Source organism: Candidatus Pseudothioglobus sp. Uisw_016 (assembly GCF_048087635.1).
In the GTDB taxonomy this organism is placed as follows: Bacteria; Pseudomonadota; Gammaproteobacteria; order PS1; family Pseudothioglobaceae; genus Pseudothioglobus.
The window spans coordinates 1,113,221-1,128,138 of record NZ_CP159806.1 but is presented as its reverse complement, the minus strand read 5'-3'; the positions used below and the strand labels follow the sequence as shown (position 1 = coordinate 1,128,138).

13 protein-coding genes and 1 tRNA gene are annotated in these 14,918 nt (G+C 34.4%); 11 read left to right on the top strand and 3 right to left on the bottom strand.

The window, feature by feature from the left end; translation table 11 throughout:
• Positions 1 to 11: 11 nt before the first annotated feature.
• From ABXT69_RS05655 to pdxH, 6 genes are all read left to right on the top strand, one after another.
• Positions 12 to 88, top strand: a tRNA-Val gene (locus tag ABXT69_RS05655).
• Between the two features lie 52 nt (positions 89 to 140).
• Positions 141 to 860 carry a hypothetical protein gene (locus ABXT69_RS05650; protein ID WP_416677238.1) on the top strand — a complete coding sequence of 240 codons (720 nt, stop codon included), beginning with the start codon at positions 141 to 143 and terminating at the stop codon, positions 858 to 860.
• A gap of 229 nt (positions 861 to 1,089) precedes the next feature.
• A complete protein-coding gene (gene msrA, locus ABXT69_RS05645) occupies positions 1,090 to 2,349 on the top strand; it encodes a peptide-methionine (S)-S-oxide reductase MsrA (protein WP_416677236.1) in 1,260 nt (419 codons plus the stop codon).
• Positions 2,350 to 2,409: 60 nt separating this feature from the next.
• The gene (locus tag ABXT69_RS05640; protein WP_416677234.1) at positions 2,410 to 3,039 is read left to right on the top strand and encodes a tetratricopeptide repeat protein; all 630 of its coding nucleotides are present in this window, start codon (positions 2,410 to 2,412) and stop codon (positions 3,037 to 3,039) included.
• 27 nt (positions 3,040 to 3,066) lie between these two features.
• Complete coding sequence (ubiM, locus tag ABXT69_RS05635; protein ID WP_416677232.1) at positions 3,067 to 4,281, top strand: 5-demethoxyubiquinol-8 5-hydroxylase UbiM; 1,215 nt, start codon at positions 3,067 to 3,069, stop codon at positions 4,279 to 4,281.
• A 10-nt stretch (positions 4,282 to 4,291) separates the two neighbouring features.
• Complete coding sequence (gene pdxH, locus ABXT69_RS05630) at positions 4,292 to 4,927, top strand: pyridoxamine 5'-phosphate oxidase (protein ID WP_416677231.1); 636 nt, start codon at positions 4,292 to 4,294, stop codon at positions 4,925 to 4,927.
• Here pdxH and aroE read toward each other — a convergent pair.
• From aroE to ABXT69_RS05615, 3 genes are all read right to left on the bottom strand, one after another.
• Entirely contained in the window at positions 4,908 to 5,720 is an 813-nt protein-coding gene (gene aroE / locus ABXT69_RS05625; RefSeq protein ID WP_416677229.1) for a shikimate dehydrogenase, read from the bottom strand. The two genes, pdxH and aroE, sit on opposite strands and share 20 nt — an antisense overlap.
• A 6-nt stretch (positions 5,721 to 5,726) precedes the next feature.
• Positions 5,727 to 7,961, bottom strand: coding sequence for an Rne/Rng family ribonuclease (locus ABXT69_RS05620; RefSeq protein WP_416677227.1), 2,235 nt, complete (start codon positions 7,959 to 7,961; stop codon positions 5,727 to 5,729).
• Positions 7,962 to 8,223: 262 nt separating this feature from the next.
• The gene (locus ABXT69_RS05615; protein WP_416677225.1) at positions 8,224 to 8,943 is read right to left on the bottom strand and encodes a pteridine reductase; all 720 of its coding nucleotides are present in this window, start codon (positions 8,941 to 8,943) and stop codon (positions 8,224 to 8,226) included.
• A gap of 85 nt (positions 8,944 to 9,028) precedes the next feature.
• Between ABXT69_RS05615 and ABXT69_RS05610 the strand changes: the two genes are divergently transcribed.
• The 5 genes from ABXT69_RS05610 to dusA are packed head-to-tail and all read left to right on the top strand — an operon-like array spanning position 9,029 to position 14,887.
• A complete protein-coding gene (locus ABXT69_RS05610; RefSeq protein WP_416677223.1) occupies positions 9,029 to 10,120 on the top strand; it encodes a class I SAM-dependent methyltransferase in 1,092 nt (363 codons plus the stop codon).
• Between the two features lie 9 nt (positions 10,121 to 10,129).
• Positions 10,130 to 10,924, top strand: a complete 795-nt coding sequence (locus ABXT69_RS05605) for an undecaprenyl-diphosphate phosphatase (protein WP_416677221.1) — start codon at positions 10,130 to 10,132, stop codon at positions 10,922 to 10,924.
• Positions 10,912 to 13,437, top strand: a complete 2,526-nt coding sequence (gene pepN / locus ABXT69_RS05600) for an aminopeptidase N (protein ID WP_416679565.1) — start codon at positions 10,912 to 10,914, stop codon at positions 13,435 to 13,437. The genes ABXT69_RS05605 and pepN overlap by 13 nt, the downstream gene beginning before the upstream one ends.
• Entirely contained in the window at positions 13,437 to 13,907 is a 471-nt protein-coding gene (locus tag ABXT69_RS05595; protein WP_416677220.1) for a CinA family protein, read from the top strand. Before pepN ends, ABXT69_RS05595 begins: the two co-directional genes overlap by 1 nt.
• Complete coding sequence (gene dusA / locus ABXT69_RS05590; RefSeq protein WP_416677219.1) at positions 13,907 to 14,887, top strand: tRNA dihydrouridine(20/20a) synthase DusA; 981 nt, start codon at positions 13,907 to 13,909, stop codon at positions 14,885 to 14,887. The genes ABXT69_RS05595 and dusA overlap by 1 nt, the downstream gene beginning before the upstream one ends.
• The last annotated feature ends 31 nt before the right edge of the window (positions 14,888 to 14,918 follow it).

Below are 14,918 nucleotides of genomic sequence, written 5' to 3'. Positions count from 1 at the left end.
TTTACAACTTTAGTCGCGTAACTCAGTTGGTTAGAGTGCCACCATGACATGGTGGAAGTCGTCAGTTCAAATCTGACCGTGACTACCAAATTTAATCAATTTAAAATTTTTAGACACTCAAATTAAAATATAATTAAAATATGAAAAAAATACTACAAATCTTATTACTATCTATTGGCTTAACTGGTTGCGCATCATTGGTGCTAGAGCCTGTATCTTCTTCTCAAGATGAAACTCAAAGAATTCTTGCTTTAGGTCTTACTCATGCTGAAAATCTTATTGAGGCAGGTAAGCTGAAAGATAATCATACTATTTCAGTAGTAACTGGGCAATTGATGCAGGCTGAAGATGATAAGAACAAAGCAGCTATAGATGCAGTGAATATCTCTAAATATGCAGAAAGTGTCAAGGTCTTAAATGATGACTCGCAAATTAGATTTGAAGGTGTTCAAATGTCGGAAGTCAAGAGGGTTGGTATGCTCGATGATTACGACTACCAAGATTATTTTTTAAAAGGACTTAAAAATAAAAACACTGGCTTGATTCAACATCAACTTAATCTAAAACTTAAATATACTTGGAGTCAGCGTAAAAACTATTCCTCTGCTAGCTTTTGTGATAAATGGCAAGGATGTGAAAATGCTGAAAAATTAGATATCACATTAATTTCATCAAGTGCCTCTAGTTGCACTCCTGATGTCTGTGACTATAGTGAAATAATGGAGTTAAAACTAAGTGATGATTTTTTAAAAAATAATATGGAAGATGGCTTCACTGTAAGTTTCAATTCAAAAAAGTCCACAAATAAAATTACTATTGCTTCTGATTATTTAAAAGGCTATCTTAAAATTGCTAATTAGTTTTTAGATCTAACTGGGTGGTTTGAAGTCATAACAAAACTATGAAAATGATAAAAGCTAGTTTTTAAAGACTTTTAAGTATTCTTAGCTTATTACTTTAACAACTGCATAGCATTTAATGCAAACCCTTTAGGATTTGAAACTCTATTTCTTCATCTTTTAAACACTTTATATTCACCTTCTAAGTGTAGAATTATTTCCCTATGTTTAATGGAAAAGGATAGTACTCGTGATTTTAGAAATTTTTTTTGCTGCTGGTTGTTTTTGGGGTGTTGAAAAAAACTTTGAAAATATTGATGGTGTTGTTGATGTTGTTTCTGGATATTCTGGTGGTAACTATGAGAATCCAACCTATCAAGATGTTCTCAATAATAGAAGAATTCAAAGCGAAAGTTTTCTTTCTGTTCTTAAAAATATTGGGTCATCTGATGAGGAAAAATCAACCAAAAAGAATGCTTTAATTAATCATACAGAGACAGTTAAAGTTATTTATGATACGGATAGAGTTTCCACAGAACAATTACTGAAAAATTTTTGGGAGATTCACGATCCAACCCAACTAAATAGACAAGGTAATGATGTTGGAAATAACTACCGTTCTGCAATTTATTGGACTAATGATGAACAAAAAGAAATTGCAATTCTGACAGGCCAACTATACCAAAAGCTATTAACAGCAAAAGGTTATGGTGAAATTATGACTGAGATGGCAGCTTTAGAAAAATTTTGGCCAGCTGAAGATTACCATCAAGATTACTTACTGAAAAATCCGAATGGCTACTGCCCTGATCATTCTACGGGTATTACTTTTATTGAGCAAGCTCAAAAAGAGTCAATGGTTGCAGATATATCACCTTTAGGTGGAAAAGAAATTATTGTTATAGGTCCTGAAGTAGAAGGTACTTGCTTATTTTGTCTTGAGTTCGAAAAACTTGTAACGTCCAAATATAAGGGAACTATTCCATTAAGATCAGTGCCAGCATCTTCATTGAAGGGTTTTGAGCTAATTACAGAAACATGGGCTACACCTACTATTTTTCTAATAGAGAATGGAAAGGAGGTATGGGCGAATCAAGGAATAATGTCTTCTGATGATTTTTATAAAGCATTGGGTGAATTTAAATTAGGTAAAGATTCTGAGGCTTTCAATGTTGCATTTAATGAAGGTACAGATAGAAGATTCTGCGAACAGTATGAAATTTTTAAGAATACACCTGATGGTATTTTTATAGATAAGCTATCTGGAAGACCTCTTTTTGATACCGCAGACCGATTTGATTCAAAGTCTGGCTGGTTATCCTTTACAAGGCCTGTGCGAAATGAAGTTTATGAAGTGATTGATCTTAGTTATGGTATGACACGGACAGAAATTAGATCTCTAAGCTCTGATATTCATTTGGGCCATGTATTTAATGATGGTCCTGATGGAATGCCTAGGTACTGTATTAATGCAACTGTTTTAGAGTTTGTCGCAAGAGGTGATGTTTAGAATCTAAAAAAAACTGTAAAATAATTATAACATTTTAAAAATAATATTATTTAAATCAAAATGAACAATACACCTAAATTATTCAAAATCTCTCTTACTAAACTTTTATTGATAATATTCTTTTCTTTTGTAATAGTTCTTCATGTGAGTGCTGATGATGGTTTGTATGAAAGAGGGATTGAATTAGTAGAGCAAAAACAATATGAAAAAGCACTTAAAGCATTTGAATTGGGTGCTAAAACAGGTGATTTAAATGCAATGACTGCTCTTGGAATAATGTATATCACTGGTGTAGGTGTTATTCAGAATGACAAAAAAGGTTTTAAATATGTCCAAGATGCCGCAAACAAATCTCATCCAAAAGCACAATATACTTTGGGTGCTATCTACTATCTTGGTGCTGGAGTGAGTGCTGACTTTAATAAAGCATTTAGTTGGATTAGTTTATCTGCTGAACAAGGTTATTCAGATGCCCAGCATAATTTGGCACAAATGTATGAAGCTGGAGAAGGGGTGTCAAAGGATTTTAAGAAAGCCTATGAATACTATCTTAAAGCTGCAAGGAGTGGCAATTTAGACTCTCAAATTAAAGTTGCACAGATGTATCAAGAAGGGATTGGAGTTATGAAAAATCTTGAAAAAAGTGCGTACTGGCTTAAAAAAATTGAAGAGTCTAAAGCAGGAAACTAATACGCTCAGTTTGCATACTTAAATACTATGAAAAATAATAATACTAATAATATTTATGATGTGGTAATTATTGGTGCAGGGCCGGCAGGACTTAGTTTTGCTTGTTCATTAGCTAATCAGGATCAAAAGATACTTGTTGTTGAAAAGTCTCCTCATATTTCGATTTCAGACCCAAAGCCAGATGGGAGAGAAACTGCTTTAACTCATAATTCATTGAAAATACTTCAAAAACTTGGTGTTTGGAGTCTTATTGATCAGACTAAAGTAAGCCCACTTAGGGAGGCAAAAGTTTTTGATGGTGATTCAGAATCATTATTAAATTTTGAAGCAAATAAAACTTCAATTGATGCTCTTGGATATCTTGTTCCAAATAATTTAATTAGGCTTGCTTTATATCAAAAAGCATCAGGTGCAGATAATATAACTATTATTAATGATTTAGCAGTTGACTCTCTTAAAACAAGTTCTTCTAATGCAGAGATTACTCTTTCAAATGGTAAAACTATAAATTCAAAACTTATAGTTGCTGCAGATAGTCGGTTTTCTGAAATACGGAGAAAGATGGGCATCTCATCGACGTTGAAAGACTTCTCTAAGGTAATGATAATTACTAGAGTCTCTCATGAAAAATCTCATAATCAAACTGCTCTTGAGTGCTTTAATTATGGCCACACTTTAGCGCTGTTACCCTTAAATGGCAATATATCATCTGTTGTTCTTACGGTCCCAACTGATGAGGCAGACGAAATGTTAAATATGGACGAGACGAAGTTTTGTGCACAGGCTAGTGATGGCTTTAATGGGATTTTAGGTGAAATGAAACAAATTGGTAAAAGGCATTCTTATCCATTAGTTGGCGTTTATGCTCAAAAATTTAGAGCTACTCGTTTTGCTTTAATTGGTGATGCTGCAGTTGGAATGCATCCCGTTACAGCACATGGTTTTAATTTAGGGCTAAGAGGACAAGATATTCTCTCACTCGCAGTTATTAAAGCCTCTCAAAATGGTAATGATATTGGTTCAGACTCAGTTTTAAAGGAATTTGAAAATAAACAAATACATTTATCTAGATTGATGTACTTTGGTACAAATGGGGTTGTTTCTTTGTTTACTAATGATGATGCCATAGCTAAAAAAGTTAGAAAGTTAGTCTTAAAGTTTGCGGATCGATTTCCTCCAGTTAAGTCTCTCATCACAAAGCATCTAACAGAATCAAAAAAAAGTAATTTAATCCCTTTTTGAAGGAAATTATATGACAGGTGATTTAAGTAATCTAAGAAAGGAATATCTCAAAAGTGGTATCGTAAAAGATGACCTTAAAAGTAATCCAATCGAACAGTTTTCCTTATGGTTTGATCAGGCTATTGAAGCTAATATTATCGAGCCTAGCGCAATGAGTCTTGCTACGTCAGATGACTATATAGGAATTAGAACCGTCCTTCTTAAATTTTTTGACGATAAGGGCTTTGTATTTTTCACAAACTACAAGTCTAAAAAATCAAAACAACTTCAAAACAACCCTCAAGCCGCTCTTTTATTTCCCTGGCTTGCCTTAGAAAGGCAAGTTAAAATTATTGGAAGTGTCGAGAAAATAACAAAGTTGGAGTCTTTAAAATATTTCTCTTCGAGGCCAAAAGACTCTCAAATTGGTGCATGGTCATCACAACAATCATCAAAAATATCCTCCAGAGCAATTTTGATTGATCAGTTTGCGGCAATGAAAAAAAAGTTTGCTAATGGAGAGATTCCGCTTCCTGAATTTTGGGGTGGTTATAGAGTAGTTCCACAAAGTATTGAGTTTTGGCAAGGAAGAGAAAGCAGACTTCATGATCGCCTCATATACGAGCGCAAAGACAATGTGTGGGATGTTAGTCGCCTTTCGCCCTGATTAATTCGATTACTGATTTAGTTTGAGGGTTTTTTCCTAGCCAAAAAGAAAACGAGAGAGCTGCTTGTTCTACGAGCATTCCAAGTCCATCACTAACTTTTTTAGCAGAGTTTTCATTTGCCCACTTCATGAAGGGAGTTTCTCTGCCATACATTAAGTCGTAACATAGGGCTCCCTCGACAACACCTTTTGGAATATTAGGGATATTCCCATCAATAGATGCACTGGTCGCATTAATAACTATATCAACTGGTTTGGCTTTAATTTGGTCCAACCCAAAGCCACAAACTTTTCCATACTTTAGAAACTTGCTCGCAAGCTTTAAAGATTTTTCTTTGGTACGGTTTGCTAATAATATTTTTTCGGGATTACAATCAAGTATTGGCTTAAGAATGCCTTGTGTTGCACCTCCTGCGCCAATAATTAGGATTTCCTTTCCTTTTAAGGAATGATTTAAATTATTTGTAAAATCATTCACTAATCCATTCCCATCAGTATTTTCACCAATCAAAGTATTGTCTTCAATTTTTATAGCATTTACGGCCCCAGCAGCCTTTGCATTTGGTGTTAAGGTTTTTGATAGATTGTGCGCCTGAATTTTAAATGGCAGGGTAATGTTAAAACCTTGACCATTAGAATCAATAAATTTCTTTACTGTGTCATAAAATTCATCAATTGGTGAAAGTATTTTTTCATATGAAATTTCAAGCCCAAACTCCTTAGAGAATTGGGCATGAATCATTGGAGATATGCTGTGATGAACTGGATTACCAATTACTGCATATTTGTTCATAAACTTTTAAGAAGCTTTTTCATCAGAATTTTCAGACTTTTTTAAATCAGACTTAATTGAAGCTTTTTCATCAGAATTTTCAGATTTTTTAATAGATGCTTTTGTTGGAGCCTTTTTGACTGGTTTGCGGGCTGGTTTTTTAGTAGGCTTCGCTACAACATTCTCAGTCGGCTTCGCTACAACATTCTCAGTCGGCTTCGCTACAACATTCTCAGTCGGCTTCGCTACAACATTCTCAGTCGGCTTCGCTACAACATTCTCAGTCGGCTTCGCTATAACATTCTCAGTTGGCTTCTCTACAACATTCTCAGTCGGCTTTTGATTAGAATTTGCCGTATTTTTTTGATTTCTATTTCTATTTTGATTTCTATTTCTATTTTGGTTTGGATTGTTCTGATTAGCCTTAATATTATTAGCTTCATTAGAGCTATTTTTTTGAGATTCACCAGTTCCACTTTTTTGATTTTCTTGTGTATTTTGATTTTGGCTTCTATTTCTATTTTGGTTCCTGTTTCTATTTTGGTTTCTGTTTCTACTTTGATTCCTGCTCTGAGGCCTGCTTGATTTTGACTCAGTAACTGTTTTTTTATCTGAAGAGAATATTTCAGATAATTTACTCATAAATGAAACTTTCTTTTCAGGCATCTTTGTTGATGGGTGATTAGAAGACACAGCTGGAATATCAGGTTTATCAATATAATTTATTACATTTGGGTTTTCTTGAGGTTTAGAAACTCCTTGAAAGCTTATGTGATGAGAGTTTTTATCACCCTTTTGTTTGTTCATCGTGAAGTGAGGAAAGTGCATGTATTGATTTGGAAGAAGAGTAATCTTAATATTATGTTTAGCTTCCATTTCAATTATGTTTTGTCTCTTCTCATTAAGTAAATAAGTTATTACTTCAACGCTGGATTGAATTGTTATGTCGTCACCATTTTTATTTGAATTTAAGTTGTCTTCTAGTTGACGAATAATCCTTAACGATAGTGAAGGAATGGTTGGATTGGTTCCACTTCCATTGCAAATTGAACAAGTTTTTCCTGTCGATTCAGCAACAGAGTTCATTAGTCTTTGTCGTGACAGCTCTAAAAGACCAAATCTTGATATTGAGCCTATTTGAACGCGAGCCCTATCATTTGCTGTAGCTTTTTCCATTAATTTCTCAATAGCCACTCTATTGGATTCTGAGGCCATATCAATAAAGTCAATTACTACTAGTCCACCAATATCTCTTAATTGAAGTTGTAACGCAATTTCTGATGCAGCATCCAGGTTTGCTTTATAGGCAGTATCCTCAATACTTGTTCCCTTTGTCGCTCTAGCAGAGTTGATGTCTATTGCTGTTAATGCTTCTGTAGGATCAAACACAATGGTTGCTCCAGATCTCAAGGCAACTTCTCTATTAAAGACGCTCTTAACTTGAGACTCTATGCTCATGTGTGCAAAAAGAGAGTGCTCTGTAACATCAAAGAATTTAATCTTGTCTAAGTAATGCGGCATTACAAAGCTAATAAAGTCTCTTGCCTTTTGATAAGTCTCCAAGTCATCAATAATTACGCTATCGGTATCTTCTCTTAAAAAGTCACGCAAAGCCCTAACAGTTATATCACTTTCTTGATAGATTAAAAAAGGATCCTCTTGCTTTTTAGTTGCAGTTTTAATAGATTTCCAGAGCTGAGTTAGGTGGTCAATCTCCCATTGAAGTTCACTAACACCTCTTCCGGCACCTTCAGTACGAATTATAAGTCCAGAGTGCTTAGGAACATTAAGACTTGGTAATAAGTTTTTTAAATCTTGACGATCTGATGCGCTAATTTGTCTTGAGATTCCTGAGCTTTTAGGGTTGTTTGGGGTGAGTATCATGTAAGCACCAGCTAAATTAATGTAGGTACTAAGGGCAGCGCCTTTATTGCCGCGCTCCTCTTTTTCAACTTGTATGATAATGTCTTGCCCTTCTTTAAGGACGTCACTGATAGTTAATTTGTCACCTTTAGGCTTAACGCCATCAGAAAAGAAAGGAGAGATCTCTTTAAAGGGTAAAAAACCATGCTTGTCTTTGCCATAGTTAACGAAAGCAGCTTCTAAAGATTGCTCTACTCGAGAAATCTTTGCTTTGTATATGTTGCCCTTAGTCTTTCTATTGAGGCTTGTTTCGATATCAAGGCCAGTAAGCTTTTGGTCCTTGACGATTGCAACTCGAATTTCTTCTTTGTGGGTTGCGTTGATTAAAATGTGATTCATTATGAAGTCCTATAATATCTGGACTATTGAGCACGTACAAAGCATCAATACTTACGTATTGAATGGGAATAAAGGTTTGATTAATAAAATTCATCAATTACTAAATAAGGTTTTGTATTTGGCTTCAATTAGCCCATAAAAAAATTAGTTCGTTACAATAGCTCTATTTTTTAGTTTGAAACAATTGTAAAAAAATTCTTGTTAGTCGAAAAAAAAATTATCGACAATCAAATTATACCACATTAAGACTAAGGGGATTTCTTTACTGATTGAGTGTCCGACCCCCGTCGACATTAATTATTTGGCCCGTTAGGTAATTAGAGTTTGCTAAAAAAAGCACTGTGTCTGCAATGTCTTGTGGAGAGCCCTGCCTTTTAAGGGCTATTCTTTCAAGCATAATGCTTTTATCTGATTCAGAAATTTCTGCTCCTTCTTGTGGCCATAAGATCGAGCCAGGTGAAACTCCATTAACTCTGATAGAGGGAGCAAGTTCTTTAGCAAGGGTTAGTGTAAGCATTTTTAGACCTGCTTTTGAAATGTTATAGACCGAATGTTTTTTAAGTGGTCGGTCCGCATGAATGTCAATGATATTTATTATTGATCCCTCACTAGATTTGAGCTTTTGACTTAGTCCCTTTGATAGAAAGAAGGGCGCTTTAAGATTAACATCTAATATATTATCCCAATTTTCAGAGTCGCTCTCGTCTACTGATAAAGGATAAAAGACAGATGCATTGTTAACTAATAAGTCTATCGATTCTACCGATTCAACAACTGTGTTTATAGAGTAAATATTATTAAGATTGCCCACTACTACCTTGGCTGATTTTTCTTTTAAAAGGTTAAGCTCATCACAAAGTAATTGCGCTTTGTCTTTTGATTGATTGCAATGAATAATTATATTAAAGTCATTTTTGTGAAGTGTTTTTGCTATTTGAGCTCCAATTCGAGCTGCTCCACCAGTAATTAAGGCTGTTTTCATAGGTTTTATTAGTTAATTAAATTGATTAAGTAAAATTTGTTTTTGAGGGAATAAGGCCAATTCACAGTATAAAATAATTTCTAATATGAGCCTTCAAGATATTATATCTAAAACCATTAAAGATAATAACAAACCCATTGGTTTTGATGTGTTTATGAATCTTGCCCTATACCATTCTGAGTTTGGCTATTATCGATCCAATAAAACACTATTTGGCCGTCATGGTGACTTTATAACAGCTCCCGAAACTTCTGACTTATTTGGTTATACGCTTGCGAGGCAGTGCAAGCAGGTTCTTAATAGTGGTGATATTCTAGAGTTTGGAGCTGGAAGTGGAGTGCTTGCCGCTCAAATTCTTTTTGAATTAGGCAGGCTAAGCTCACTTCCTGATAAATATTATATTATTGAATTAAGTGCTCAGCTTAAAAATAAACAGATGCAAAATATTAAAAAAGTTTTGCCTGAAATCTTTAATCGGGTTGAGTGGCTAACTGAGCTACCAAAAGATTTTAAAGGAGTTGTTATTGCTAATGAAGTCCTTGATGCTATTCCTGCAAAAAGAATAACTTTCTCTGAAGGCTGTTTTGTAGAATTAGGAGTTGATTTTCAAAATGAGAATTTTCAATGGAAAAAGTTTACTCAACCTTATATGAGAACTGGAGCATCTCTTCCTGATCTTATAGAAGAGGGATACACTACTGAAATAAATGTTCAGTCTATCGCTTGGATTAAGTCGCTTTATGACTTTATTTCTGAAGGAACAGTTCTATTAATTGATTATGGTATGGATAAATCTGAATATTTTCACCCTCAGCGAAATGACGGAACTCTTAAGTGTTTTTTTAATCATGAGTCAAGTGATGATCCTTTTTGTAATATTGGTTATCAAGATATTACAACATCAGTTAATTTTTCAGATATTGCTGAAAGTGCAGTTGATGCTGGTTTTGAAATTTCTGGATATTGCACACAAGCGATGTTTTTAATTTCTCTAGGTATTGAAAAGTGTCTACTGGATGAAAAGGATAATAAAATTAGAATCAAACTTGCCCAAGAGGTTAAGCAACTAGTTTTACCGGGGGCAATGGGTGAGGTTTTTAAAGTGATGGCTTTATCTAAAAAACAATCAGTAAAATTAGATGGTTTCAAAGAGCAAGATCTTACCAATAAGCTTTAAAATTAAGAGATGGATATTACTCAAACAATTACTCTAGCTTTAATACAAGGACTTACTGAGTTTCTGCCCGTATCTTCATCGGCGCATCTAGTAATACTTCCAAAATTCTTAGATTGGTCAGATCAAGGGTTAGCTTTTGATGTTGTTCTTCATTTTGCCACTTTATGTGCAATTATTTTTTACTATCGCTCTTCATTGTTATCTTTAACTAAGGACTTTTATGACTCTATTGCAACCAGAAAAACGCAAGGCGAGTCAATGCTTGCCTGGGGCATTGTTTTAGGAACAATACCAGTTGGTATTGTGGGTTTATTATTCAGAGAGTCGATCGAGTTAAATTTAAGAAGTTATCAAGTAGTAGCCTTTGCAACTATGTTCTTTGGACTTCTGCTAGGTTTCTCAGACTGGCTGCATCGAACACTTAATAAAAGTAGAGACTATATTCGTGGCTCTGATATTCTAATTATGGGCTGCTTTCAAGCTCTAGCTTTAATTCCTGGAACGTCTCGCTCAGGCATAACTATTACTGCGGCTTTACTTATTGGCCTTTCAAGAGCTTTGTCAATAAAGTATGCATTTCTTTTATCTATTCCTGTTATTGCACTTGCAACTTTATTAAAAACTTTTGACTTATTAAAAGACTCAAGTCAAGTTGATTGGAGCCTTCTTTTTATTGGATTTGTAGTTGCTTTGATTACTTCGTATTTCACAATTGTCTTTTTTATTCGACTGGTTGAAAGAATTGGTTTTTTACCATTCGTCATTTATAGAATTCTTTTAGGAGCATTATTATTTCTACTTTAACGCCACAGCCTATTTACCGCAAAGATTATGAACCAAGCTCTCATCTCATAAGAACAACAGAGCTTGATTTTGACCTTGGCGATAATGAAACAATTGTTTCATCGCGAATTTCTTTTTATAAAAATCCTGATAGTAATAAAAAAATTGATAAACTTTTTTTAAATGGTGAGTCTCTCGAGTTAATATCAATAAAAATTGAAGGCTTAAGTCTTAACTGTGAGCAAAAAGATGATGGCTTATTTCTAATAAATCCACCTGATAACTTTATTTTAGAGGTGAAGGTTCGAATTCATCCTGAAAGCAAAACCGATCTGAATGGCTTGTACCAATCCAGTGGAAATTTCTGCACACAATGTGAGGCAATGGGCTTTAGGCAGATAACATATTATCTTGATAGGCCAGATGTATTGAGCGTATTTACTACTAAGATAACAGCTAACAGAGACCATTATCCAGTACTTCTTAGTAATGGAAACTTGGTCAATGAGAGTGCTTCTCAAGTTATTTGGCATGATCCAACGCCAAAACCTTGTTATCTGTTTGCTTTAGTTGCAGGAAAATTAGATTTCCTTCAAGACAGCTTTGTAACTTCAGCAGGAAGGATGGTTGACTTAAGGCTATATGTTGAGCCTCATAATATGCATAAAACTTCTTTTGCAATGAAGTCCCTTAAAAAATCATTTAAATGGGAAGAGGAGAGGTTTAACCTTTCTTACGACTTGGATATCTACATGATTGTCGCAGTTGATGATTTTAATATGGGCGCTATGGAGAATAAGGGCCTTAATATTTTTAATTCAGACTGTGTTCTTGCCAATCAAGAAACCTCAACAGATGCTAGTTTTATAAGAATTGAGTCTATTATTGGCCACGAGTATTTTCATAATTGGACTGGAAATAGAGTAACTTGTAGGGACTGGTTTCAGCTAAGTCTAAAAGAAGGACTAACTGTTTTTAGAGATCAAGAGTTTTCTTCTGATCTTCGTTCTAGAGCAATTCAAAGAATTACTGACGTTAATGAGCTTAAAACAAGGCAATTTGCTGAAGACTCTGGACCAATGGCTCATCCAGTAAGGCCAGAGTCATATATTGCAATGGATAATTTTTATACTGCAACGGTTTATGAGAAAGGTGCAGAAGTTATTCGAATGATTCATACAATTTTGGGAGAAGAGGGCTTTCAAAAAGGGATGACCCTCTATTTTGATCGTCATGATGGTTCGGCAGTTACGATAGATGATTTTGTTGCAAGTATGGCTGATGCTAACCATTTTAATTTTGATAATTTTATGTCTTGGTATAGTCAGTCAGGAACACCTGAAGTAAGTGTCGATGATGAGTACAACTCTGAGCTAAATATTTATAGTGCTACTTTTACTCAAAAAAATCAAACAACACCTTTTCTAATTCCAAATAAATTTGGATTATTATCAGATGATGGTACAGAGATTGAGACAGGAATGATTTTGATTGATGAGCTTGTAAAAACTATTTCATTTGAAAATATCAAGAGTAAGCCAACACCCTCTTGGTTTAGAGGTTTTTCAGCGCCCATTAAGTTTGATTCTAATCTTTCACTCAGTGAGAAAATTTTTCTTTCATCAAATGATAGTGATCCATTTAACCGCTGGGATAACGCTCAAAGCTTATGGCTTGAATATATCCTCAACCCAGAGCATGTTGAAGAAAAAGAATTGTTTAGTATGATTAAAAATCTTTTTAATAATGACTCAGATTTTGCGCTCTTATCTGAAATGATAAGTTTACCTGCAGAGCAAATCATTCATCAGCATGTTGGTCAAATTGACGTGCAAGAGGTAAGCCATAAACGTAAAAAATCTAGCCTCTCTATTGCTAATAAATTTAAAGCACTTTTTCTAGAAACATATAAAAAATTAAACTATATAAAAGTCTTTGATTTATCTTCTAAGTCGGTTGGTGAGAGAGCTTTAAAAAACAAATGTTTAAGTTATTTGTCTCAGCTAGGGGAGTATGATTTAGCATATGCACAATATAATAATGCAGATTGTATGACAGATCAATTTAGCGCTTTTCAGTGTTTATTAGACTCTTCAAACCCTTATCGTGATGAGGTTATTTCTAGATTTTATAAGCAGCATAAGTTGGATGCACAGGTAATGGATAAATGGTTTAGCGCTCAATGTGCCTCATCTATTACTTCTGTTGCAGATATTAGAAAACTTATGAAGCATGAATTATTTTCAATGACTAATCCAAATAGAGTGCGATCCGTAATTGGATCTTTTAGCCGAAATAGTATTCAGTTTCATTGTAAAGATGGCTACCAGCTTTTAACTGAAATAATTATTAAGTTGGATGGTATGAATCCTCAAATTGCAGCAAGGTTTGTAAGTATATTTAATCACTGGAGGCGATTTACAAATAAGTATTCTGCACTTCAAAAGAATGAGCTTAACTCAATTATAAGTCAAAAAAAGTTGTCAGATGATGTCTATGAAATTGTTCATACTTCGCTAAAAGAGGGTAGCTAATGTCTTACTTAAAGGCTAAACACTTATCTGATCTTCTTATTTCAAAGGGATTGACCATTTCTGTTGCTGAGTCATGTACTGGAGGCTCATTATCTAGCTCTTTGACTTCAATTTCAGGGGCATCCTCATATTTTAATTGTGGCTTTATTACTTATAGCAATCAATCAAAAATTGATATGCTTGGAGTTAGTCCTGAATCTATTGAGATGTATGGCGCTGTAAGTGAAAAAGTTGCTCATGAAATGGTTACTGGGGCTGGTCAAAGATCACATAGTAATTTAGCTGTCTCAATAACTGGCATTGCTGGTCCTTCAGGGGGCTCTGGATCAAAACCAGTTGGTATGGTTTGTATTGGTTTTTTCTTCGATGGAAACGTAACAACAACTACTCAATTTTTTTCAGGCTCCAGATCAGATATTGTTTCACAGAGTGTTACTTTTGCTTTGGTTGAACTGTCTTTAATAATCTGATGAACTCTTCTTTAGTTTCTATAGCGCCAATGATGGACTGGACTGATAGACATTGTAGATATTTTTATCGATTGCTCAGTAAAAACACTCAGCTCTACACAGAAATGATAACTGCAAAAGCAATTTTGAATGGTGATAAAAACCGTTTGCTTGACTTTAATGCAGAAGAAAATCCCCTGACACTTCAGCTTGGAGGAAGTAACCCTTTAGAAATGGCAAAATGTGCTCTCATAGCTCAAGAGTGGGGTTATAGCGAAGTTAATATAAATGTTGGATGCCCATCAGATAGAGTCATTTCAGGCAGTTTTGGTGCTTGCCTAATGAAAGAGCCAGATTTGGTTGCCTCATGCGTTGAGAGTATGATTGATAATTGTGATATTCCTGTGACAGTTAAAAGCCGAATTGGAATTGATGATATGGAGAGTTATGAGCAGCTTTCAGATTTTATAATGCGCATTCATAACAAGGGCTGTCAGCACTTTATAATTCATGCCCGTAAGGCATGGCTTCATGGCTTAAGTCCAAAAGAAAACCGAACTATACCACCTTTAAACTATCCTTGGGTTTATCAGTTAAAGAAAGATTTTCCACATCTAAAAATAACTATAAATGGCGGCATTGAAAATTGTAATGAAGTTAGAAATCATCTTGATTATGTTGATGGGGCAATGCTTGGAAGGTCGGTCTACCATAATCCATTTTTGTTAAGAGAAATAGATGTTTCAATTTTTGGCAATAAAGAAAATCTTCTTGATCGTGAGGAAGTCTTAATAAAGTATATGGATTATATTAAGAGGCAAATTAAACTTGAAGTACCAATGCGCTCAATGACTCGTCACATATTAGGTCTTTATCATGGAGAAAGTAATGCAAAGTTATTTCGTAGAATGTTGAGTGGAAAGACGGTAGATTTAGAGCATTTAAATGATTGGTTGAAATTTAAAAAAAATAGCTCAAGTGAGGTTAAAAGTGTTGAATAGTTTGGTAAAATTTTTTAAACAATAACTCTTT

What these genes read in the sequence shown, in the direction of transcription:
- ABXT69_RS05610 (WP_416677223.1), top strand. Translation starts at nt 9,029, where the DNA reads ATGAGCCTTCAAGATATTATATCTAAAACCATTAAAGATAATAACAAA.
- ABXT69_RS05650 (WP_416677238.1), top strand. Translation starts at nt 141, where the DNA reads ATGAAAAAAATACTACAAATCTTATTACTATCTATTGGCTTAACTGGT.
- pdxH (WP_416677231.1), top strand. Translation starts at nt 4,292, where the DNA reads ATGACAGGTGATTTAAGTAATCTAAGAAAGGAATATCTCAAAAGTGGT.
- ABXT69_RS05640 (WP_416677234.1), top strand. Translation starts at nt 2,410, where the DNA reads ATGAACAATACACCTAAATTATTCAAAATCTCTCTTACTAAACTTTTA.
- ABXT69_RS05615 (WP_416677225.1), bottom strand. Translation starts at nt 8,943, where the DNA reads ATGAAAACAGCCTTAATTACTGGTGGAGCAGCTCGAATTGGAGCTCAA.
- ABXT69_RS05620 (WP_416677227.1), bottom strand. Translation starts at nt 7,961, where the DNA reads ATGAATCACATTTTAATCAACGCAACCCACAAAGAAGAAATTCGAGTT.
- dusA (WP_416677219.1), top strand. Translation starts at nt 13,907, where the DNA reads ATGAACTCTTCTTTAGTTTCTATAGCGCCAATGATGGACTGGACTGAT.
- aroE (WP_416677229.1), bottom strand. Translation starts at nt 5,720, where the DNA reads ATGAACAAATATGCAGTAATTGGTAATCCAGTTCATCACAGCATATCT.
- ABXT69_RS05595 (WP_416677220.1), top strand. Translation starts at nt 13,437, where the DNA reads ATGTCTTACTTAAAGGCTAAACACTTATCTGATCTTCTTATTTCAAAG.
- ubiM (WP_416677232.1), top strand. Translation starts at nt 3,067, where the DNA reads ATGAAAAATAATAATACTAATAATATTTATGATGTGGTAATTATTGGT.
- ABXT69_RS05605 (WP_416677221.1), top strand. Translation starts at nt 10,130, where the DNA reads ATGGATATTACTCAAACAATTACTCTAGCTTTAATACAAGGACTTACT.